A 20,928-nucleotide genomic window follows, 5' to 3' on the forward strand; every position below is an offset into this window, starting at 1 on the left:
AGGTTGCTTTTGGGCGGCCGGCGAGGTCGCTGCTGCGGGCAGACGTCGGTGCGGAGACCGATGCCCACCGTGTTGGCATTTCTTCTATGTGCAGGATTTGCACACGCTGCGCTCATCGTCACCGATTTGAAAACCGATCACGCCGTCAACCCGCTCGGCGTTGATGTGGTGTCGCCGGTGTTGCAATGGCGCGTGCAATCCGCCGAACGCGGCCAAAAACAAACCGCGTGGCAAGTGCTCGTGGCGAGTTCTGCCGAGAAACTCGCGGCGAATACCGGCGATTTGTGGGACAGCGGAAAAGTTTCCACCGACCAGACCGCACACGTGCCTTACGCGGGTAAACCGCTGACTTCGTCGCAGGGCGTTTTTTGGAAAGTGCGCAGCTGGGATCGCGATGGCAAGCCGACCGCCTGGAGCGAAGTCGCGACTTGGACAGCCGGTGTGGTGCGCGAACGCGATTGGCAGGCAAAATGGATCGGCGCGCCGTCGCAGTTGGAAAACACACTGCTGCGTCGAGACTTTGTCGTAAAGCCGGGCCTGCGTCGTGCGTTGGCGCACGTGACGGGGTTGGGCCAGTATGAACTTTTCCTGAACGGTAAAAAATCGGGCGTGGATCTGCTATCGCCCGGCTGGACGAACTACCGCAAAACCGTGCTTTACGATACGCGCGACATTACCGCGTTGCTGCGCACCGGCGCGAACGCCGTCGGGCTTTCGCTGGGTAACGGCATGTTCCACGTGGTGCGTCCGGCAGGACGTTTCGCGAAGTTTATCGGTTCGTTCGGCGAGCAACGCGCGATTGCGCAAATCGAACTCGACTACGCGGATGGCTCACGCGAACTCGTCGTGACCGACGACACCTGGCGCGCGCACGCCGGCCCAATTACGTTTTCGAGTATTTACGGCGGCGAAGATTTTGATGCGCGTCTCGGGCTAAAAGGTTGGAATGAAGCCGGCTTCGACGCGGCACAGTGGCCGGCGGTTAAAGCGACCGGCGATTCGCTCGCGGTATTGCGCGGCCACAGCGCGGCGACGGAAGCGATCGCTCCGATTGAAACGCGTCAACCGGTCGATCTGAGAACACTCGCGCCGGGCGTGGTGGTGTTTGATTTCGGCCAGAACACGTCGTTCATGCCGCGAATCCGGGTGAGCGGCCCGAAAGGTTCGGTGATCAAATTGACGGCGGGCGAAGTCTTGAAACCCGACGGCACGATTGAGCGTGGCACGATGGGTGGCGCGCACCGCGGCAGCGCGTGGTGGCAATACACGAAGGACACCGATGGCATCGAGGAATGGTTTCCGCAGTTTTATTACCTTGGTTCGCGTTATCTTTATACCGAATTGATGGCTGCGACTGCAGGCGCGGCATTGCCTGAAGTGGAATCGGTGGAACAGGTGATTGTGCACTCGACGGCGGAACCGGTGGGCACGTTTGCGACGTCGAATCCGGTGCTGAATCAGATTCGTGATCTCGTGCGCTGGGCGCAGCGTTCGAACATGGTGTCGGTGCTCACGGACTGTCCGCATCGCGAGAAACTCGGCTGGCTCGAACAAAATCATCTGTGCGGCCCGGCGTTGCGTTACGAGTGGGACATCACGCGACTTGCCGCGAAGAACATCCGCGACATCCGCGAAGCCCAGCTCGACGATGGTTTCGTGCCGAACATCGCGCCGGAATATACGGTGTTCAAAGGCACGTTCCGCGGCGCGGCCGAGTGGGGGGCGACGTTTATTCAGGTGCCGTGGCAACAGTATGTGTTCACAGGCGATGGCGGATTTTTGCGCGAACACTACGACGCGATGAAGCATTACTTCGCGTATTTGGAAAAATTGGCCGCCGGGGGAGTTTTAAAAGAAGGCCTCGGTGACTGGTATGACGTCGTGTTGGACAAAGGCGGGCGCGCGAACCTCACGCCGCCGGCGCTCACCGCGACCGCGCATTATTACCTTAACGCCGTCACGCTTTCGAAAGTTGCCGCGATTTTGAATGGTGCGGACGAAGCGAAGTCATTTGCCGGCAAAGCCGGGGAGATTCGCGCGGTTTTCAATCGTGATTTTTTCAAAGCCGGCCCGCCGGAAGTTTACGGCACGGGTTCGCAAACCTCACAGTTACTGCCCGTCGCCCTGGGAATCGTGGAACCGGAGCATCGCGACGCTGTGTTGGCGGCAGCGTTGAAGGACATTGAAACGCGCGGACACGCCACCGTCGGCGCGGTGGGCACGCGGTATCTGTTTCGCGCGCTCACCGACGCGGGGAAAATGGATCTTCTCTACAAACTGATCACGAATCCGGACATGCCCGGTTACGCGATGCAGCTGAAGCGCGGTAACACCGCTCTCGCTGAATCTTGGACTGGCCAATATGGCGCGTCGCAAAACCACTTTTTCCTCGGGCAGGTGACCGAATGGTTTTATCACGATTTGGCCGGCATTCAGCCGGACGACACGACGCCGGGTTTTAAGCATATCGTCCTGCGACCGCGCGTCGCGGGCGACCTCACGTGGGTGGAGGCGAGCTACCAATCGATCCGCGGGCCAATCAAAGTGCGCTGGGAACGTGACGCGCAGAAATTCATCTATTGCGTGGAAATACCCGCCAATACCACCGCGACGCTCTGGTTGCCTGCATCAGTCGATGCGCCAATCCAAGAAGGTCGGCAGGCGGTCGAAAAAAGTGTGGGCGTTAAATTTATCCGCCACGACAGCGAGCATGCCTTGTTCGCGTTGGAGTCGGGAAGTTATCAGTTCGAATCTAAATTATGAAGCTGCCGCGCATCGCTGGATTTTTGGCTGTCATCACGTTGGGTTTGCCGAGCTTGCCCGTGCGCGCAGAAGAGGCGTTGGCGTGGTTGCCGGTGGGATTTCCCGTGCTACCCGCGGAAGGACTGGTGCTTTGCCAACGCGATTACCTGACTGAAGCACAGGGCAAAGCGGTTTTAGACGCGGCCGGCGTGGAGTTTTCCAGTAAAGAAAAATGGGACGCCTACGCGGCGCTCCTCCGAGACAAAGTGCAGCGCGGCGCGGGACTTACTCCTTGGCCGAAGCGCACGCCGCTCAACGCGATCATTCATTCGCGTCGTGACTATGACGGCTACAGTGTCGAGAACGTCGCGCTCGAGACGATTCCCGGTTATTTCCTGACGGGAAATTTGTTTCGCCCGCTCGGGGCCAAAGGCCTCGCGCCGGCAATTCTCACGACGCAGGGGCACGCGGGGACCGTGAAGCAACCGTCCGATTACGCGAAGCAGGGCCGTTTCACCGACCAAATGCAGTTTCGCGCCGCGACGCTCGCGCGAATGGGTGCGGTCGTGCTCACCGTCGATATGTTTGGGTGCGGCGATTCGATTCCCCAAGTCGGACAGGAATCGCATCGCAACGAGATCACGATGACGATCCAGACCTGGAGCAACATTCGCGCGGTGGATTTTCTCGCAGCGCTGCCGGGGGTCGACCCGCAGCGGATCGGGGTGACCGGTGCATCGGGTGGCGGCACGCAGGCATTTTTGCTCACGGCACTTGATCCGCGCGTTGCGGTCAGCGCGCCGGTGGCGATGGTGTCGGCCTATTTTTTCGGCGGTTGTCCGTGTGAAAGCGGACGACCGATTCATCGGAGCGCGGAGCATTTTGCGAATAACGCCATGCTGACGGCGCTGACTGCGCCGCGTCCGCTGCACCTGATTTCCGATGGCGGCGACTGGACAAAAAACACGCCTGACGTGGAGTTTCCGTTTCTCCAAAAAATCTACGCGCTCCAAGGCGCGGAGAAAAACGTGAGCTACGAACATTTCGCAAAAGAAGGTCACGATTACGGCCCGAACAAACGCCAGTCGATGTATCGTTTCATGGCGATGCGGCTGGGTTTGAATGCGAAGATCGAACGCAATGCCGCCGGGCTTATCGATGAAAGCCAGGTGACCGTTGAGCCGCCGGAAAAGCTGCATGTGTTCAACGAGGCCCATCCGTTGCCTGCGCACGCCTTGCGCAGCGCGGAAGCGGTGCGGCAGACCCTGCAAACTCTGCAAACCCCATGAAACTAATTCGCGCGTTTTTCGCTCTGTGCTTGCTCGCACCGTTGTTCGCAACGGCGGCGGCCGTGCATCCCGACTATTCGAAGATTCTGTGGTATCGCCAACCCGCGCAGGTCTGGACCGAAGCCTTGCCGGTCGGGAACGGAAGGCTTGGCGCCATGGTCTTTGGCGGTCTAGCCGAAGAACGCCTGCAATTGAACGAGGATACTCTGTGGACGGGTCAACCACGCGACTACACGCATGAAGGCGCGGCGAAACACTTGCCGGAAATCCGACGCTTGTTGACGGAGGGAAAGCAAAAGGAAGCGGAAGCGCTCGCGATGGAAAAATTCATGAGCAAGCCGTTGCGACAGGAAATGTATCAGCCGATGGCGGACTTGTGGATTGCGCTTACCGGACATGAAGCGGCGACCGACTACCGTCGCCAACTCGACTTAAGCAGTGCGATGGCCTCGGTAAATTACCGCGTGGGGGAAACTCGTTTTACGCGCACGACATTTTCAAGTTTCCCGGATCAGGTGTTGGTCCAACACATCTTCGCCGAAGAGCCTGGAAAAGTGAACGGCAGGATACGCCTCACAAGTCCGCAAGAGGGATTCACGGTTAAAGCTGAAAAAAATGAACTGCACTTAACCGGAAAAGTGAGCAACGGCGGCCTGCCTTTTGCCGTCAGCGTCCGAGTGATTGCGGAGGGTGGCACCGTGGAAATAAACGGGGAATCGCTGGAGGTTTCGGGCGCGACTGCGGTCACCTGTATCGTGGCGGGTGCCTCGGCCTATAAGCGTTACGACGACATCAGTGGCGACGCATCTGCGCGGGTGGCTGACTACCTCAAGCGTGCCAGCGCTTTAAATTTCGACGAACTCCGCAAGCGTCACGCGCGTGATCACCATGCGTTGTTTGACCGGGTGCGTCTCGATCTTGGCGCCGGCGGTTCGTGGCGTTTGCCCACGGACGAGCGGCTGGCGATTGCGGATAAATCCGGCGATCCGTCGCTCGCGACGCTGCTGTTTAACTACGGTCGTTATCTGCTGATCGCGAGCAGCCGGGAAGGCGATCAGGCGGCGAACTTACAGGGCATTTGGAATCATCACCTCGTGCCGCCGTGGGGCAGTAAATACACGACGAACATCAATGCGCAGATGAATTACTGGCCCTCCGAGGTCGCGAATCTGACGGAAACCAATGAAGCGCTTTTCAGATTGATCGACGAAGTGCGCGAGACTGGTCGGCGCACGGCGAAAGTGCACTACGATGCGCCGGGTTGGGTGCTGCATCACAACACCGATGGCTGGCGCGGCACGGCCCCGATTAATAATTCCAATCACGGCATCTGGCCGACCGGTGGCGCGTGGTTCTGTTTGCACCTGTGGGAACATTATCGCTTCAGCCGCGACAAGAGTTTCCTCGCGGAAGTGGCCTATCCGGTGATGAAGGAAGCGTCGGAGTTTTTCGTCGCTACACTCGTTACGGATCCGAAGAGCGGAAAGCTGATCAGCGGGCCGTCGAATTCTCCTGAGCACGGCGGGCTTGTGATGGGGCCCACGATGGATCACCAAATCATTCGCGGTTTGTTCACTTGGACGGCCGAGGCGGCGCGGATTGTCAAAAAGGACGAAGCCTTCGCGGCGAAATTGGATGCGATGCGCGCGCAAATTGCCCCAAATCAAATCGGCAAACACGGCCAGCTTCAGGAATGGCTGGAAGATCGGGATGATCCGGCTGACGTTCACCGTCACGTTTCTCATTTGTGGGGCGTGTTTCCTGGCGAGGACATCACGTGGAAAACTCCCGAGCTGATGAGAGCGGCGCGTCAGTCGCTGCTTTATCGCGGTGACGGCGGCACGGGTTGGTCGCTGGGTTGGAAAATTTCGCTCTGGGCGCGATTCCTCGACGGTGATCATGCGCACAAGATTTTGATGAACCAGCTCAACTTCGTGCGCGAGGATCCCGCGGGTTCGAACAAAGGCCCGGGTGGCACTTATCCGAATTTGTTCGATGCGCACCCCCCGTTTCAAATCGACGGCAATTTTGCGGCGACGGCGGGCATTTGCGAAATGCTCGTGCAAAGCCACACGGGGGACATCGTGTTACTACCGGCATTGCCGAGCGCATGGCCCACGGGCGCGATCTCAGGCTTGAGGGCGCGCGGGGGTGCCGAACTGAAACTCAGTTGGGAACATGGGAAGCTGAAAGAGGTGAGCGTGAGTTCGGCGATTGGTGGTAAATTTATCCTTCGCTGCGGAGAGCAGACGACTGAGGTGCTGCTTGAACCGCAAAAAAACGCGATGCTCGGTGCTGACCTGAAACCTTTGAAAATCTAATTTTATAATATGAAAACACTCGGACTTGGCGTGTTAGGACTCGGCGAGGGCCGCAGCATTATCTCCGGTGGACTCAAGAGTCCTCTCTGGGAGGTCGTGCGCTTGTGCGACACGAATGAAAAAATCGGTCATGAACGTTGCGCCGAATTCGGTCTCGCTCCGGAAAAGTTCACGACCTCGCTCGATACGATGCTTGCCGATCCGGCGGTCGATGTCGTTGGCATTTACACGCCCGATCATTTGCACGCGGAGCATGTGATCCGTGTGTTGCAGGCGGGGAAACACGTCGTGTGCACCAAACCGTTTCTCGGAAACTTGGAGCGCGCGACGGAGGTGATCGCCGCGGCGAAGGCGAGTGGCCGCCGCGTGATGGTCGGCCAAAGCACGCGCTTCTTCGCGCCGTTTACGCGTCAGCGTCAGCATTTCGAAACCGGGGTTTACGGTGAACTCAACAGCATCGAAGCTTACTACAACGCCGACCACCGCTGGTTTTTGGCGAAGGGCTGGGCGAAAACGGATTCGTTTAAATGGCTCTACGGTGGCTTAAGCCATCCGGTGGATCTCGTGCGCTGGTATTTGCCGGATATCGAGGAGGTGATGGGCTATTCGCGACTCAGCGAGAACGGCAAGGCCGGCGGGCTCGTGCATCCAGACACCTTTCATTTTATCTACCGGGCGAAGTCTGGAAAAATCGCCCGCGTGAGCGGCACGTATTCGAGTCCGGTGACGCCGAACCAGCGCGACTCAAACATGAGTTGCGTGTTGCGCGGTGCGCTCGCAGCGGGACAGGCGGATTACTACGAACTGCGTTACTCGTGGAAAACCGATGATCAATCCGTCGTCGAAACGTTCGAGGACAAAGACGACTATTATTTCCGCTTCGGCGGTCACTCGCATCACGCGGGTGAATACCAAAACTACATCGAGTATTTCGCCCGCTGTATCGCGAAGCACGAAGATCCGCATCCGGGAGTGAGCGAAGGCATCGTCACGGTCGCGCTCATGCAGGCGATGGAAGAATCCACGCAAAGCGGTCAGCCGGTGAAGCTGCGCGACGTGCTCGCACGGCATGGGTTGGAGGATTTGCTCGGATGAGTTGGCGACTCTTAGGCTGTTCGCTGATTTTGTCAGTGATCGTGCACGCCACGGAACGGCCCGAAGTCGCGCCGTTTCCCACCGCGAAGCCGCGGATGGTGAAACCCGAAACGATGAGGAAAATTCACGAAGAGGTGAAGACGCCGCACAAATACGGCGTGCTACTGAAAGGCGAACCGGGCGAGTTGCTCGATTGTCCCAACGTGTTTCGTCACGGCGGTCGCTGGTATATGATGTTTGTCGCGATCAAGGACAGCGTCGGCTACGAGACGCATCTCGCCGTGAGCGACGATTTATTGAAATGGGAACGGTTGGGGAAAATCCTGACGTTCACGAAAGACGGGTGGGATGCGTGGCAGGCGGACGGCGGTCTCGCGCTCTACGACACGCAGTGGGGCGGTTCGCACGAACTGTCGAAACACGAGGGACGCTATTGGATGTCCTATCTCGGCGGTGCGAAAAAAGGCTACGAGCCCGACCCGCTCGCGATCGGCATCGCGCACAGTGAAAATCCGGTGGCGCTGAACGAATGGACGCGGCTTCCGCAAAATCCCGTGCTCGCGCCTGGGCAAGCGGACACGCGGGATTTTGAATACACCACGCTCTACAAAAGCGGCATCATTCGCGATGAGCAGCGCACGCTGGGCGCGCCGTTTGTGATGTTCTACAATGGCAAGGCACCGCCTTACGGGCAGGAGAGCATTGGCGTCGCATTGTCAGACGATCTCAAGACGTGGCGACGACTTGGTCACGGACCAGTGGTCAACAATGTGGGCGCTTCGCCTTGGGCCATCAGCGGCGATCCGCAGCTCACGAAAATCGGCGACGTGTGGGTGATGTTTTATTTCGGCGCGTTCTGGAAACCGAACGCATTCGACACCTTCGCGTGTTCCTACGATCTCGTGCACTGGACGAAATGGGACGGCGCACACCTCGTTGAGCCGAGTGAGCCGTGGGACAAACAGTTCGCGCACAAACCGTGGGTGCTGAAGCACGACGGTATCGTGTATCACTTTTACTGCGCGGTCGGCGACCAAGGCCGCGTCATCGCGCTCGCGACTTCGAAAGAACTTAAATCACCCCAACCTGCGACCACGCCATGAGCGACAAGACCTCTTACACCACGCGTTTTAGCTACGCGTCCGCCGATGTTGGCGGACAATTGGTGTTCTGCTTCATTTCGTTTTACCTGCTCAAATTTTACACGGACGTGTATGGCATCGCCGCGGCGACGGCGGGCACAATTATGTTTGCGGCGAAATTTATCGACGCACTCGACGCGCCCATCTGGGGAATCATTTTCGAGCGCACGAATAGCAAGTGGGGGCGCAGTCGTCCGTGGTTTCTGTGGCTATCTGGGCCGTTTGCCGTCTTTGGCGCGCTGACGTTTGTGACGCCCGAACTCACTACGAATGCAAAGATCGCCTACGCGGCAGTGACCTACGTTATCGTGAATGTGCTTTATACGGGCATCAATACCCCGGTGACGGCGATTCTTTCGTCGCTTACAGCGAATCCAAACGAGCGCGTCGTGCTGACTTGTTGGCGCATGTTCGGTTCAAAGCTGGGCGTGCTCATCGTCAATCTGTCGGCGTTGCCGATTGTGGCGTGGCTCGGCGGCGGCGATGACCGCAAAGGATTCATGCTGACGGTGCCGATTTATGCGGCGGCGGCGGTGCTGTTGTTCCTGATGGCGTTTCGAAATCTTAAGGAAGTCGTGAAAGTCGAGAGCCCGCCGCAAGGCGCGTTGTCCGGCTTTGGCGCGTTGAAGGGCAACTGGCCGTGGTGGCTGATTTTTTTCAGCAGCTTCGCGTTTTGGATCGCATTTATTTCACGCGTGTCCGCCGCGCCGTATTTTTTCGAATACACCTTGGGAAGAAAAGACCTCGTGCCGACGGCGTTCGCGCTGGATTTCATTTCGTTGGGCACGGTTTTTATGCTGCCATGGTTCTGTCGGTTAACGTCGAAAAAAAATGTCTGGGCACTGGGGCTCGCGGGCATGCTGGTCGGACAATTGTTAGTCGCGTGGGGCCTTGCGCAGGGGAATTCCGTGCCGGTGATCATGACCGGCTGGGCGATTGGCTTTCTCGCGAGTGGGGCGGCGATGGCGATGCCGTTCTCGGTGCTCTCCGACAGTGTCGATTATGGCGAATGGAAAACCGGCATTCGGGCGCCGGGACTGCTCGCGGCCATCGGCGCGGCGTTTTGTTTAAAAGCGGGCGCGGGCCTCGGTGGCGCGACGCCCGGCTGGATCCTCGGTGCGTGCGGTTATCAGCCCAATGTCGCGCAAACGGACGCCGTGTTGCGCGGCATCGAGCTGAGTGTCGTCTGGCTCCCGGCAATTTTTCTCGTGCTCGCCGTGGTGCCAGTCCTTTTCTACGGAAAATACGAGCGCATGGAGCCGCAGATTCGCGCGGAGCTGGAGAAGCGTCGCGCGCATGCGATCACTTGAGGAGCGGGAAATGCGCAGGCACGAATTGCACGAATTTAAACGAATGAGGCGGAACGGCTTGAGGAAGGGGCGAGCGTTTCATTCAGTTGGAATCATTTCGTGTAAATTTGTGAAATTCGTATCGGACCTCTGTGCGATTGGGCTCCTGGCGATTTTTAGCGTCTTCGGGACGCATGGTCTCCGCGCGGACGAACTCGAAAAGAGATTCCTTGCGCCGCCGCCTGAGGCGCGTCCGTGGGTGTTTTGGTATTGGATGCACGGGGCGATTTCCAAGGAAGGCATCACCGCCGATCTCGAAGCGATGAAGACCGCTGGAATCGCGGGTGCCTACCTGATGCCCATCAAGGACGTCGAGAAACCGGAGCTGTTTCCTAATCCGGTGCGCACGCTCACGCCGCAATGGTGGGCGATGTTGAAGCACGCGATGACGGAAGCGGATCGCCTCGGCTTACAATTTGGCCTGCATGTGTGCGACGGTTTTGCCACGGCAGGTGGGCCGTGGATTACGCGGGAACTTTCCATGCAGAAGGTGGTGTGGAGTGAAACTTTCGTCACCGGCGGAGCGGAATCATCCGTGATTTTACCGAAGCCACCGACGAAAGAAAATTACTACCGTGATATCGCCGTGCTCGCGTGGCCGGCGGGCGAGGAAACGATTCAAACCACACGAACGGTGGTGCCGAAAATTACGACGGATTTCCCCGGCGTAGACGCGCAATTTCTCGTGGAGCCCGTCAGTCAGAAACAGATTCGCGCGGATCAGCCCGGCAGTATTACTTATGAATTTGCGGAAGCGTTTACCGCGCGCTCGCTGGTGATCAAGAATTGGACGCCCAATTATGGCGGCGTGTATCAAGCTACGCGCTTGAAAGTCGCGGTGAGCGACGACGGGGTGGCGTTTCGCGAATTGCTCAAACTTGAACCGCCGCGTCATGGCTGGCAGGACTGGGCGGAGGATTATACGTTCAGCCTGCCGGAGACGAAGGCGCGTTTTTTTAGCTTCAGTTTTGATCCCGAAGGTTCGGAAAAAGGCGCGGAGGATCTCGACGGAGCCAAATGGCGGGCAAGGCTGATTTTGCGCGGACTGGAATTGTCCTCGGAGGCGCGTATTGGAAACTTCGAGGGAAAGTCCGGGGCCGTGTGGCGGCGCAGCGCTCCCGTCAGTGCGCAGGTGTTGCCCGACGCTCGCTGCGTGCCGGTTTCGGACATCATCGATGTGACTGCGCAGATGGATGCAGCGGGACGATTGAATTGGAAACCCCCGCAGCCGGGGCGTTGGCGGGTGCTGCGCGTCGGCCACACGAGCACCGGTAAATATAACGAGACCGCCGGCGCGGGGAAGGGTCGCGAAGCGGACAAATTCAGCGCGGCGGCCGTGACGCTGCAGTTCGACAAATGGTTCGCCGAGACGGTGCGGCGCGTGGGACCGGAGTTGGCGTCCCGGGTCCTTAAAGTGTTTCACACCGACAGCTGGGAAGCGGGCGGCCAAAATTGGACGGGTGAATTCGCCAGGGAATTCAAAACGCGTCGCGGTTACGCACTCACGAAATGGCTGCCGTTATTCGCAGGAATCCCGATTGGCAGCGCGGCCGATTCTGAGCGGGTGCTCGCGGACGTGCGGCTGACGATTTCAGACCTCGTGGACGAGAAATTTTTTGGCACCCTGGCTGCGCTCGCGAAAACGCAAGGCTGTGAGTTTAGCGCGGAAGCGACGGCTCCCACGATGACCGGCGATGGCATGCGGCACTATGGACGCGTGGATCTGCCGATGGGGGAATTTTGGCACCGTAGTCCGACGCACGATAAACCGAACGACATGCTCGATGCGATTTCCGGAGCGCACATCTACGGAAAAAATATCATCGGCGCCGAAGCGTTCACGGAGTTGCGCATGCGTTGGGATGAACACCCGGGGATGTTGAAGCCGCTCGCGGATCGTCATTTTGCGCTCGGGATGAATCGAGTGGTATTTCACGTGTTTGCGCACAATCCATGGCTGGATCGCCGACCGGGCATGACGCTCGATGGCGTGGGGATTTATTTCCAGCGCGACCAAACGTGGTGGCACGAGGCCAAGGCGTGGACTGATTACATCGCGCGTTGCTCGGCGCTCTTGCAAGCGGGACGACCGGTAATTGATGTGGCTTATTTCGCGGGGGAAACGCTGCCGTCCCGCGCGATCCTGCCCGAGCAGCGCAGCGTGGCGCTGCCCGCGGGTTATGCGGCGGATTCGATCAATCGCGATGCGTTGCTGCGACTCGCTCGCGTGAAAGAGGGGCGGCTCGTGTTACCCGGTGGCGCGAGTTACGCGGCGTTGGTGCTGCCGAAAGGAGAAACCCCTTCGGAGGTACTGGCCGCGAAGTTGGCCCAGTTTTCGAAGCAGGGATTGGTCGTGGTGAAACCAGGCGAGGCATCGCTCAACCGTGTGTTGGATGCGCGGGGCGTGACCCCGGACTTGTTGGCGACTGATGTGGTCGGTGCCGCGATTGAAGGGATTGACTGGGCGCACCGCTCGGCTGACGGCGCTGAAATCTATTTTGTCAGTAACCAGCTGAACGAGGCGCGCGCGGTGTCGCTTTCGATGCGGGCCAACGAGCGGGTGGCGGAGATCTGGAATCCGGTGACGGGTGAAATGACGCAGCCGAATGAATCGAGCGAGGCGGGCGGGCGGGTCGATGTGACGTTACAACTGGAGCAATACGGGGCGCGCTTCGTAATCTTGCGCGAACGGAATGATCAGACGAATCGCGCGGTGGCGAAACCGGTCAGCCCGAAGGTTCTCAAGGAGATTCCGTCGCCATGGCGGGTGGAATTCGATGTCAGCCCTGGCGGGTTTAAACAGCGCGTGGCTTTCGATGCGCTCACGGATTGGAGCAAGCAGGCGGATGCGGCGATTCGGTTTTACTCCGGCACCGCGCGTTACACGCAAGTTTTTCAAATCGACGCGCACGCTGGGCGCGTGTGGCTGGATTTGGGGCGCGTCGAAAATCTGGCGCGCGTCAAAGTCAACGACCTGGATTGTGGCGTGGCGTGGACCGCGCCTTATCGCGTGGAGATCACGCACGCGCTGCGTCCGGGAGCGAACGTGGTCGAGATCGCCGTCACGAACACGTGGGCGAATCGTTTGAATGGCGACCAACAGACCTTTGAGATCGAGCGCGTGACGCAGACTACCGCGCCGATTCGGTTGGAGCGCGATAAATTGTTGCCCGCCGGCTTGCTTGGGCCGGTGACGCTGCAGGTCGAGCGCTGATGTTTCCGCACGGATTTTTATGAATCGAATTAAAACGATTGGCTTGGTGCTTCTGGTGACAGGCTTGATGACTGGCGTCGGCAGGGCCGAGCGGTCGCCGCAGGAGACCTACGCGACGGAATTGATCGAGCGGCACCGTGAGACGGGAAAACTCGACTATCGCATCGACAACACGTTGGGCAGCTCGGAAGCCTTCCATCTCGAACGCGCGGCGAACGGTAAAACCACGCACGTGGTCGCAGGCGGGCCGGGCGGGGTGCTTTATGGGGTGCAGGAGGCGCTCGCGATGCATTCGGTGGTGGGTGCGGAAGGTGCGCCCGACTTTGAGTTACGCGGGGCCGTGCTTATGATGTTGAGCGCGAGCTGGAATTATCAGTCGGACTTGAGCCCGGAGATTTATCCGTGGTTTTTCGACCGGCCGCTGATGGTGCGTTATCTCGATTATCTGCTTTCCGCGCGACTCAACACGCTCGTGCTGTGGTCGGGGCATTTGTTTCCGCACATCCTAGATTTGCCGGAATATCCCGATGCGTCGCAGTTCACGAAAGCGGACATCCACCGTAATCAGGAACAGTTTCGCTGGCTCGCGCAGGAATGCGCCAAGCGAAACATCACGATTCTCACGCATTTCTACAATATTCACATCAGCGAGCATCAGGCGAAGGCGCTCGGGCGCGAAGGCAAGGAAGCGGCGCGTTACACGGAGGCGGACGAGTGGGTGCGCGGGTATTACCGCACGATTCTGACGCGCTATTTTGAGGAGTTTCCCAATGTCGGGCTCTACATTTGTCCTGGCGAATCACTTGCGCAGGCGGAGCAATTGCCGTGGTTTCGTGACGTGGTGTTCAAAGCGGCGCAGGAAAGCGGTAGAAATCCGCGCTTGGTGATTCGCGATTGGACCATGGCGAATGATTTTAAGGCGGCCCTGCCTTCGCTCTACGAAAATCTTTATTCGGAGCTGAAGCACAACGACGAGACGATCACGAGTCCGTGGCCGGACAAGCGTCATGCGACGTGGAAAGGGTTCCTCAAGGGACACATCATCAACCTGCACGACCCGGCGGATGCGGTGCCGTATCGCGTCGGCGGTCCGAAGTTGATCGGGGAAATGATCGGGCACTGGAAGGATGCTGGGTATTTCAAGGGCGCGTGGTTTTATCCGCCGCAGGCGTGGTGCTGGCCCTACACGCTCGATCTCGATGCGGAGGGCAAGGACGCAAAGCTGCTCGCGTTCGAACGCGATGAGTTGTGGCACTTACTCGAAGGCCGCTATTTGTGGAAAGCTACACGCGATGCGGCGGAGGAGCAAGCGTGGGCGGCCGCGTGGTTGGGACGGAAATTCGGGGACGCGCAAATCGGTCGCGCGCTGACCGAGTGGTATGATCTGGCTGATCCCATTTTGCCTGGCTTGCAGAACCTCACCGCGACGCGCTTCGGAAATTTTTTTCCGACTTCAATCGGTTGGGTGCAGGCGCAAGTGGACGACATTCTTAGTTATCGCACGAAGATCGACGACGCGCCGCTGGCCGGGCCGACTGGGCTGACGAAGCAGCGCTACTACAGCCAGCCGATCGACGCTTACACGGCGGAGCTTTATCGGAAGAAGTATAGTGGGAGCGGAGGAAACGCGGATTTGCGCAGCTTACCCGTGGCGCAATTCGCGGAGATGCGCGCACGCGGAGAAAGTGCGGAAGCATTTATCCGCCCCGATGCGTTGATTGATTTGTATCTCGAAATGGCGCAAACGAGCCTGGCAAAAGCAAAGATTGCACATGCCCGCGGGGCGGGCGGGGCACACGCGGCGGAGCTGCAACGCTTCGTGCAAGATAGCCAGGCGCTCGTTTACACGGTGGAGTTTTACCGCCTCAAAGTGCGCGCAGCGTTGGAGAAGCGGTTGTTTGAACTCACCAAAAAACCGGAGCATGCAGCGGCGTTTCGCGCGCACATGGAAGCGTCATTGCCGGCGTATGAGCGGATGTTCACTTATGCGGCAAAATATTATCGCGCTGGCAGCTCGATGTGGGACGCGAAACCGTGGTCGCGAGCGTTCGAAGAAAAAGTGAAGCTTGATTACACCACGCAGCTCAAGTGGCTTGAGGAGCAAGGCGGGCTGAAGTGAGGAGCGGGTGCGACGTTTAAAGTGGCGCGAGGTTTTTATTTGGCCACTGATTACACGGATAAAGACCGATGAGGCGGATGGATTTCACGACTGCCTCGCGGGGTTGATGGCCCGCCTCGAATCAATCAGGCGGGCTGAAACACTTTCTTCAGGTGTGCGACGTTGGCGGAGAAGTTGCGTTTGACGTTGCGCGAGTCGGTGGCGTCGCGGGAGCGTTCGATGACGAGCCAGCCGCGCCAATTTAGCTCGTCGAGGGTTTGCTTCACTTTGGGTAGATCGATCTTCGGATCGTTTTCCAGCCAGACGCCGTCTTCATTGGAAGCGTGGATTTGCACGATGCGGTCGCGCCCGAGCGTGCGAAGCTCGGCATGTAGGTCGCGATTGTTCTGCAGCGCATTCGCAAAGTTGAAATAGCTTTTGATTGCCGGTGAACCGACTTCGTCGAGCAAGGCAACTTCCCCGGTCGCATCGAGCGCGGTTTCAATGCCGATCACGACGCCGGCATCAGCGGAATTTCTCCCGATGACTTTGAGGCGTTCGATCACCGTGGGGCGCAGCTCAGGGAATTTAGCGAGATCGCATTGGACGCCGAGCGGGAGGAAGGCGGTTTTTACCTGCATGGCCAGCATGGTGTCGATGCAGTCCTGCACGATGCGCTCGTAGTTGGGGCGCGCGGCAAACGACTGGGCGTAAAAGCCCGACATCGAAATCGAACTGATGCCGAGGTTGTGTTCGCTGGCCTTCGCGTGGAATTGCGCGCGGATTTCGGTATTGGCGAGTTGATTGTCGAAAGTTTCGCGCTGGCCGAGGCTCCCCATGTCGAGTTCCAAACCGTCCGCGCCCAACTCGTGAGCGAGCGGGAACGCGCCAAGCTTCTGGCGTTTAAGGATCATCCAATCGCACACGGCGATCCGGTAGCGTGGGGCTGACACGTTTTCCGTGGCGCGGAGCAAGGCGGTTGGCGCGACGAGTCCAGCAGCGAAAGCCGTGGCGGAAGTGGTTAAGAAATGCCGACGAGTGAGCATGGGTGAATACGGGTTAATTTATTCGAGTAGTCGCTGTCCCGTCGTCGGGCGTTGAGCCCAATCACGGTGCCTTCACTTCATCCTTAAAGATCGTGTCGCCGAGTTTTACGTTGGGCGTATAAACGTATTGATTCAAAAATGCCTCGATGCGTTCGAAGACTTCTCCCCGGGCGTCGGGAAGACCGCGCACGTAGTCGGAGCGTAAGTCGGCAAATTCCGCGACCACATCATTGCGACGCACGGAGGCGGCGAATTGGCGGGCGCGGGCGTAGGCTCCGGTGCGTGATTCGCCTTCGGGGCCGGGATAATTCAAGAGTAGGATCGGTTTTTTCACCGCTTCGGGAGCGCTCACTAGCGGCTTCGCTTTCAAGCGGGCGGCGTCCCCGAACCAGGCTTTGCGGAGGGTGGCCTCGATGTTGTCGCTGCTCCAGCGCTGCTCCTCGAGCCAGCCGCCAAGATCCACGGGTGCATCGATGGCGACGGCGCAGCGAAATTTATCAGGATACATTTGCACTGCACGCAGCGCGATAAATCCGCCGTGGCCACGGCCCATCACCGCGACTCGGCGCGGATTGACGGGAAATAGTTTTTCCAAGTTCGCGATCGTTTCGACGATGTCTTCCACCTGCACGAGATCGTAGCCGGTGGTGAGCGTTTGTCGTTGTTTCAACCCAAAGCCCCATGCCCCGCGGCCGTTGAGCTGCACCACGACGAATCCCATGTCGGCGAGGGCTTGGACATCGCCCTGATAACCCGAGCGCACGCGCTGCCACGGCAGGTCCGGGCACAGGATGAGCATGGGAATCGGCTTCAAGCGCGGTTTGCTTGGAGCGGTGACGAGTCCAGTGATGCGAGCGCCTTCCTTGGTGTTAAATGAAAATGGCAGGGTGACATGCGCGTGATTCGCATCGAGCCACGGTGCGCGTCTCACGAATTCCATGAGCTGCCCCTTGGCGCGATCGTAGACAAAATAGGCGCCGGGGTCAGCCGGACCCTGGGTCGTGAACAGGAAGCGGTTGCTGGTGGCGTCCCAGTCGACGATTTCCATGGAGCGTCCGGCGAATTTCTTTTCCAAGTCGACCTGCAATTGTTGCAGCTCCGGACGCAGCCACACGGCGCTGCGCACGGCGCCTTCGAAGCGAACGCCCGCGAGATTGTGTTGGAAACGATCGAAGACGAGCGTGCGCGAATCAGGAAAGCTGGATTCAGGAGGAGCGATCAGGTCGAACCGTGGATTTTCGAGCGCGAATTTCCGGTTTTCTTTCGTAGCAAGATTGAGGCTGTAGATGCCGTAGGTATCGCGGCCAACGTTGGACGCGTAATAAAGAATGTCCGGATTCTCATCGAAACCGAGAGGAATGGCGCGTTCGCCGAAAAAGTTTTCAGGTGAAACGGTGAACGCGGATTTCGTGGAAAGAGTGGCAATCTCGTCAAAACGTTTGCCGCGATTTTTTCCTTTGGGTCCGTAATAATTATAGTGAAACGGAAAATCACTGAGCTTCGTGTTCGGTAGCGAAAGGCGGATGCGTCCCTGACGGTCGATCAGCGCATCGCTGTTGAGGGGGGCAATGTCGTCGTTGATGACCGCGAGTTTGCCCGTGGCGATATTGAGCGAATATAGTCCCAGCCATTGCGGACTTCCGCTGCCGGAAGCGACGATCGTGATGGCGCCGGGATTTTTCGGATCAAAGTCAAACGTGCGCAAAGTCCGCCCGCGCGTGGTGAAGTTGGTCGGCGAGCCGGGCGGTGCAAAGGGATCCTCGCTTCCCGCCACCGGAGAAAACCCATCTGACGGCTCGGCGTCGGGATCTTCGGTCGCAGGACGGTCGGGGGTGCCGACTTTGGCGGAAAACTTCGCTGCATCTGCGGCGCGCGAGATAGCGAATGGGTTGCTCTGGCCAGAAATCGCTGGAGTTACCTCCTGTAAGTCAAATGGAGTGACCAGCGTCTTGGCGTCACTGCCGTCGACGTTAAACGCGACGATGCCGCCACGCCAACCTTGCCACTGACCGGCCGCGCCACCCTCGTTGCGCGTGAAAATCTGGTTGGTTTCCACGAGTAAGCGCGTCGCCGTGGCCCACTTCATCCAGTTGATACGAGCGGGGGTGCGTTCGCGTTGGTTGATCTCGAGCATTGGCGTGGCGGCTTCGTCATTCATCACGCCAACGTAGGCTTTCATCTTCGACGGGTTATCGATTTCAATGATAACGACGTTCAGGTTCTCACCGTCGCGAACGGTGTAGGCGAGGTGTTTGCCGTCAGGGGAAAGCGCCGCGATGTCAGTGCGGAACGGTTGAAAAAGCGCTTTGAAACGCCCCGGCTCCGGCACGCTGAGCACTTGCTCGATTTGCACCGTAGTCGGCGGAGTGGTGGTGGGCGTGGTTGCGAATGGTGCGGTGGCCGGCGTGGTCGGGGTTTGCGCGACCAGGGCGGTCGCGCTCGCGAGAAAAATTACAAAGCGATTCATGGGTGAGAGGAGGAAGTTGCGGGAGTGGCCGAGGTTCCCGTGAGACGTTGGTTGAGGTAGGAGAGCAGCGAATTCAGAACATCGAGAGCCAGCGGCATCTTATGCCCGCGTGGTTCAGGCTCGGGATAATAAGTGAAAGGTGAATCGAGTGTGGTGAGACGGGTGCGCAATGTCGCCATCTGGTGCAACGCCTCGGGGGATTCCGTCGCATTGATCGTCAGGAAAAGCGGGAAGCGCAGCGGCCGCTCCAGGTAATCGAGAGCGCCGTGAGCGCGCCATTGCGCGATATTTTCGGCGCGGGTGCCCCACATTTTTTCGTAGCGCGGAATCATCGCATCGTGCGGGAGCAAGTCGAGGTAAGTAAATCGTCCTGACATCACGACAGCGCCCTGCACGGCGCTGCTTTGGTCCTGGTTTTCACCGTAGCCCTCAAACTCCGTGAGCGCTTCCGTCGTGGCGAGCATCAAGGCCATGCCGCTCCCGCGCGAGAATCCTGCGGAGACGATGCGACCATTCAAGCCGAGCGGCTCGGAGTGCGCACGCAGCGTCCGCACGGCGGCTTTGATCTTGCGCGCGACGTCCGGCATCGGATCAAACCCCTTGTAAGGCGCGGCCACCGGATGATCGGCCATCGCAGCCGCGTGGCCCGCGAGCGCCGCTGTGGCCACGAGGGTGTCGGTGCAGAAATCGAGCGAGAAGTTGCCCATGCGATTGGCGTTGTCGCACGAAAATTCGAGCACCGCGCCGACCGGGTTTCGCGGTTGCGAAGGGTAGACGATGTCCATCGCGAGATTTCGGTTTACTGCGTCGTCACGGAAAAACCGGACATCGCGTTTCAACCGACAGCCCGACGGCACAATGTAAATGCGCCCCGAATCGAGCAATTGATCGGCGAGTAGCGAGTTTATCTGCAAATCGCGCCGGAGTTTGACCAAATCAGGAATGATGGTGGGTAAACGTGCTTCCGTGTGCAGTGCGTAGTCGAGCACGGCGACGCGGCAGCCATCGCGTTGGAAACTTGCGATGATATCTTTATCGCTCTCCTTGCCGACGCGTGGCTGGGAAAGATTAGTGAGGTAGATCACGAGTGGCGCGGGTGCCACGGCGGGCGAGGTCGCCGGCAAAAGTGTCATCTCTAATTCACGGTTCGTCGCGACGCTGTGCCATGTGAGCGCAGCCTGCACTTGCACTGCGAGCATGAGCAGGAATAGCAGATGTTTCATCACGGTTTGCCTGAAGCTGGCTTGTCAAGATTCCCCAACCAGTCGCCGGAAATATCGCGATACGCGGTCACGCCGCGCTCACCGAGCGTATGTGTGAGTTGGCTTTGTGTTTCGCGGGAAAGGGCGGCGAGTTGGGCGGTGCGCTCGGCGGGAGTGAGTTGCGAGTTGGCTTGGATGGTTTTGGCCTGAGCCAGCGAATGTTCGCGCACAACGTCGACTGCGGTGATGGTGGCCAGCGGAAGATCGAGCCGCGCCATCAAATATACGATTGGCTCGCCGTTGTATTTGCGCAGCGCGAGGTAATCGGCGCCGCGTTCGTCGCCGAGCGCCGCCGCCACCGCTGCGTCGGTGTCGGGCCGCAAGCGTTGGCGTTCCTCGGTGGTAAGATTTGGGTTTTTGCGCGCGGCTTGAAGCTGTGCTTCGAGTGCCATGACGACTTTGTATTCTTCTTCGCTGGGGCGAAATGCGTTCAAGCGTTCGCGCTGTTCTCGCGCCAATGGGCTGCTGGAAAGCTCGTAAACTTTAAATTCCTCGGGACTAAGGATGGATTTGATGGTGTTGAGATGCTCCTGCTGCTGGGTTTCCCACGACGCTTCGGAGCTGGCATATTGGTTTTCGCCGGGCTTCGAGACCTCGCGCTTTTTGGCGAGATACTTCTCTTGTTGTTTGATATTTCGCTCCGTGTCCGCGAGCGCGAGTAGTCGAAGTTTTTCCTCGGGAATCGCTCCGTAACGCGTGCGCAGGCCTTCGATCATTTCTTTGTTCACGGAAAATAACTCGGGACTTAAGAGGTAGCGCGCTTCGAATCGAGTGGCCTCCAAATAGGTCATCACTCGCTCCCGCGAATCTATTTTGGTCGTCCCGTCTTTGAGCTGCCAGTAGGGACGAGCGGCGAAATCTTTATAGAATAATTTGTCCATCCGGCTTCGATTCAACTGACCA

Annotated in this window: 12 protein-coding genes; 8 read left to right on the forward strand and 4 right to left on the reverse strand. The window is 58.7% G+C overall.

The features are described from left to right. Positions 1-60: 60 nt before the first annotated feature. From ACRRQW_RS15915 to ACRRQW_RS15950, 8 genes are all read left to right on the forward strand, one after another. A complete protein-coding gene (locus tag ACRRQW_RS15915) occupies positions 61-2,763 on the forward strand; it encodes a family 78 glycoside hydrolase catalytic domain (protein WP_438482584.1) in 2,703 nt (900 codons plus the stop codon). Beyond that, entirely contained in the window at positions 2,760-4,031 is a 1,272-nt protein-coding gene (locus tag ACRRQW_RS15920; RefSeq protein ID WP_438482585.1) for an alpha/beta hydrolase family protein, read from the forward strand. The genes ACRRQW_RS15915 and ACRRQW_RS15920 overlap by 4 nt, the downstream gene beginning before the upstream one ends. Then, positions 4,028-6,352 (forward strand): glycoside hydrolase family 95 protein, encoded by a 2,325-nt coding sequence (locus tag ACRRQW_RS15925; RefSeq protein WP_438482586.1) that lies wholly within the window; start codon positions 4,028-4,030, stop codon positions 6,350-6,352. The genes ACRRQW_RS15920 and ACRRQW_RS15925 overlap by 4 nt, the downstream gene beginning before the upstream one ends. Positions 6,353-6,361: 9 nt before the next feature. Next, the gene (locus ACRRQW_RS15930; RefSeq protein WP_438482587.1) at positions 6,362-7,447 is read left to right on the forward strand and encodes a Gfo/Idh/MocA family protein; all 1,086 of its coding nucleotides are present in this window, start codon (positions 6,362-6,364) and stop codon (positions 7,445-7,447) included. Continuing rightward, positions 7,444-8,550, forward strand: a complete 1,107-nt coding sequence (locus tag ACRRQW_RS15935) for a glycosylase (protein ID WP_438482588.1) — start codon at positions 7,444-7,446, stop codon at positions 8,548-8,550. Before ACRRQW_RS15930 ends, ACRRQW_RS15935 begins: the two co-directional genes overlap by 4 nt. Further along, complete coding sequence (locus ACRRQW_RS15940; RefSeq protein WP_438482589.1) at positions 8,547-9,899, forward strand: MFS transporter; 1,353 nt, start codon at positions 8,547-8,549, stop codon at positions 9,897-9,899. Before ACRRQW_RS15935 ends, ACRRQW_RS15940 begins: the two co-directional genes overlap by 4 nt. A gap of 109 nt (positions 9,900-10,008) precedes the next feature. Then, positions 10,009-13,152 (forward strand): glycosyl hydrolase, encoded by a 3,144-nt coding sequence (locus tag ACRRQW_RS15945; RefSeq protein WP_438482590.1) that lies wholly within the window; start codon positions 10,009-10,011, stop codon positions 13,150-13,152. 19 nt (positions 13,153-13,171) lie between these two features. Then, positions 13,172-15,271: a hypothetical protein gene (locus ACRRQW_RS15950; RefSeq protein WP_438482591.1), complete on the forward strand. Its 2,100-nt coding sequence runs from the start codon at positions 13,172-13,174 to the stop codon at positions 15,269-15,271. A 125-nt stretch (positions 15,272-15,396) separates the two neighbouring features. Here the strand turns inward: ACRRQW_RS15950 and ACRRQW_RS15955 are convergent, their stop codons facing one another. The 4 genes from ACRRQW_RS15955 to ACRRQW_RS15970 all read right to left on the reverse strand — a co-directional run bounded on the left by ACRRQW_RS15955 (position 15,397) and on the right by ACRRQW_RS15970 (position 20,906). Further along, positions 15,397-16,296 (reverse strand): sugar phosphate isomerase/epimerase family protein, encoded by a 900-nt coding sequence (locus tag ACRRQW_RS15955; protein ID WP_438482592.1) that lies wholly within the window; start codon positions 16,294-16,296, stop codon positions 15,397-15,399. Positions 16,297-16,357: 61 nt separating this feature from the next. Next, positions 16,358-18,763 carry an alpha/beta hydrolase family protein gene (locus ACRRQW_RS15960; RefSeq protein ID WP_438482593.1) on the reverse strand — a complete coding sequence of 802 codons (2,406 nt, stop codon included), beginning with the start codon at positions 18,761-18,763 and terminating at the stop codon, positions 16,358-16,360. Then, a complete protein-coding gene (locus ACRRQW_RS15965; protein WP_438482594.1) occupies positions 18,760-19,986 on the reverse strand; it encodes a hypothetical protein in 1,227 nt (408 codons plus the stop codon). Before ACRRQW_RS15965 ends, ACRRQW_RS15960 begins: the two co-directional genes overlap by 4 nt. Continuing rightward, on the reverse strand, positions 19,986-20,906 hold the full coding sequence (locus tag ACRRQW_RS15970) for a hypothetical protein (protein ID WP_438482595.1): 921 nt from the start codon (positions 20,904-20,906) through the stop codon (positions 19,986-19,988). The genes ACRRQW_RS15965 and ACRRQW_RS15970 overlap by 1 nt, the downstream gene beginning before the upstream one ends. Positions 20,907-20,928: the final 22 nt, after the last annotated feature.

This window comes from Oleiharenicola lentus (assembly GCF_051660365.1).
Taxonomy (GTDB): domain Bacteria; phylum Verrucomicrobiota; class Verrucomicrobiia; order Opitutales; family Opitutaceae; genus Lacunisphaera; species Lacunisphaera lenta_A.

What these genes read in the sequence shown, in the direction of transcription:
- ACRRQW_RS15915 (WP_438482584.1), top strand. Translation starts at nt 61, where the DNA reads ATGCCCACCGTGTTGGCATTTCTTCTATGTGCAGGATTTGCACACGCT.
- ACRRQW_RS15920 (WP_438482585.1), top strand. Translation starts at nt 2,760, where the DNA reads ATGAAGCTGCCGCGCATCGCTGGATTTTTGGCTGTCATCACGTTGGGT.
- ACRRQW_RS15925 (WP_438482586.1), top strand. Translation starts at nt 4,028, where the DNA reads ATGAAACTAATTCGCGCGTTTTTCGCTCTGTGCTTGCTCGCACCGTTG.
- ACRRQW_RS15930 (WP_438482587.1), top strand. Translation starts at nt 6,362, where the DNA reads ATGAAAACACTCGGACTTGGCGTGTTAGGACTCGGCGAGGGCCGCAGC.
- ACRRQW_RS15935 (WP_438482588.1), top strand. Translation starts at nt 7,444, where the DNA reads ATGAGTTGGCGACTCTTAGGCTGTTCGCTGATTTTGTCAGTGATCGTG.
- ACRRQW_RS15940 (WP_438482589.1), top strand. Translation starts at nt 8,547, where the DNA reads ATGAGCGACAAGACCTCTTACACCACGCGTTTTAGCTACGCGTCCGCC.
- ACRRQW_RS15950 (WP_438482591.1), top strand. Translation starts at nt 13,172, where the DNA reads ATGAATCGAATTAAAACGATTGGCTTGGTGCTTCTGGTGACAGGCTTG.
- ACRRQW_RS15955 (WP_438482592.1), bottom strand. Translation starts at nt 16,296, where the DNA reads ATGCTCACTCGTCGGCATTTCTTAACCACTTCCGCCACGGCTTTCGCT.
- ACRRQW_RS15960 (WP_438482593.1), bottom strand. Translation starts at nt 18,763, where the DNA reads ATGAATCGCTTTGTAATTTTTCTCGCGAGCGCGACCGCCCTGGTCGCG.
- ACRRQW_RS15965 (WP_438482594.1), bottom strand. Translation starts at nt 19,986, where the DNA reads ATGAAACATCTGCTATTCCTGCTCATGCTCGCAGTGCAAGTGCAGGCT.
- ACRRQW_RS15970 (WP_438482595.1), bottom strand. Translation starts at nt 20,906, where the DNA reads ATGGACAAATTATTCTATAAAGATTTCGCCGCTCGTCCCTACTGGCAG.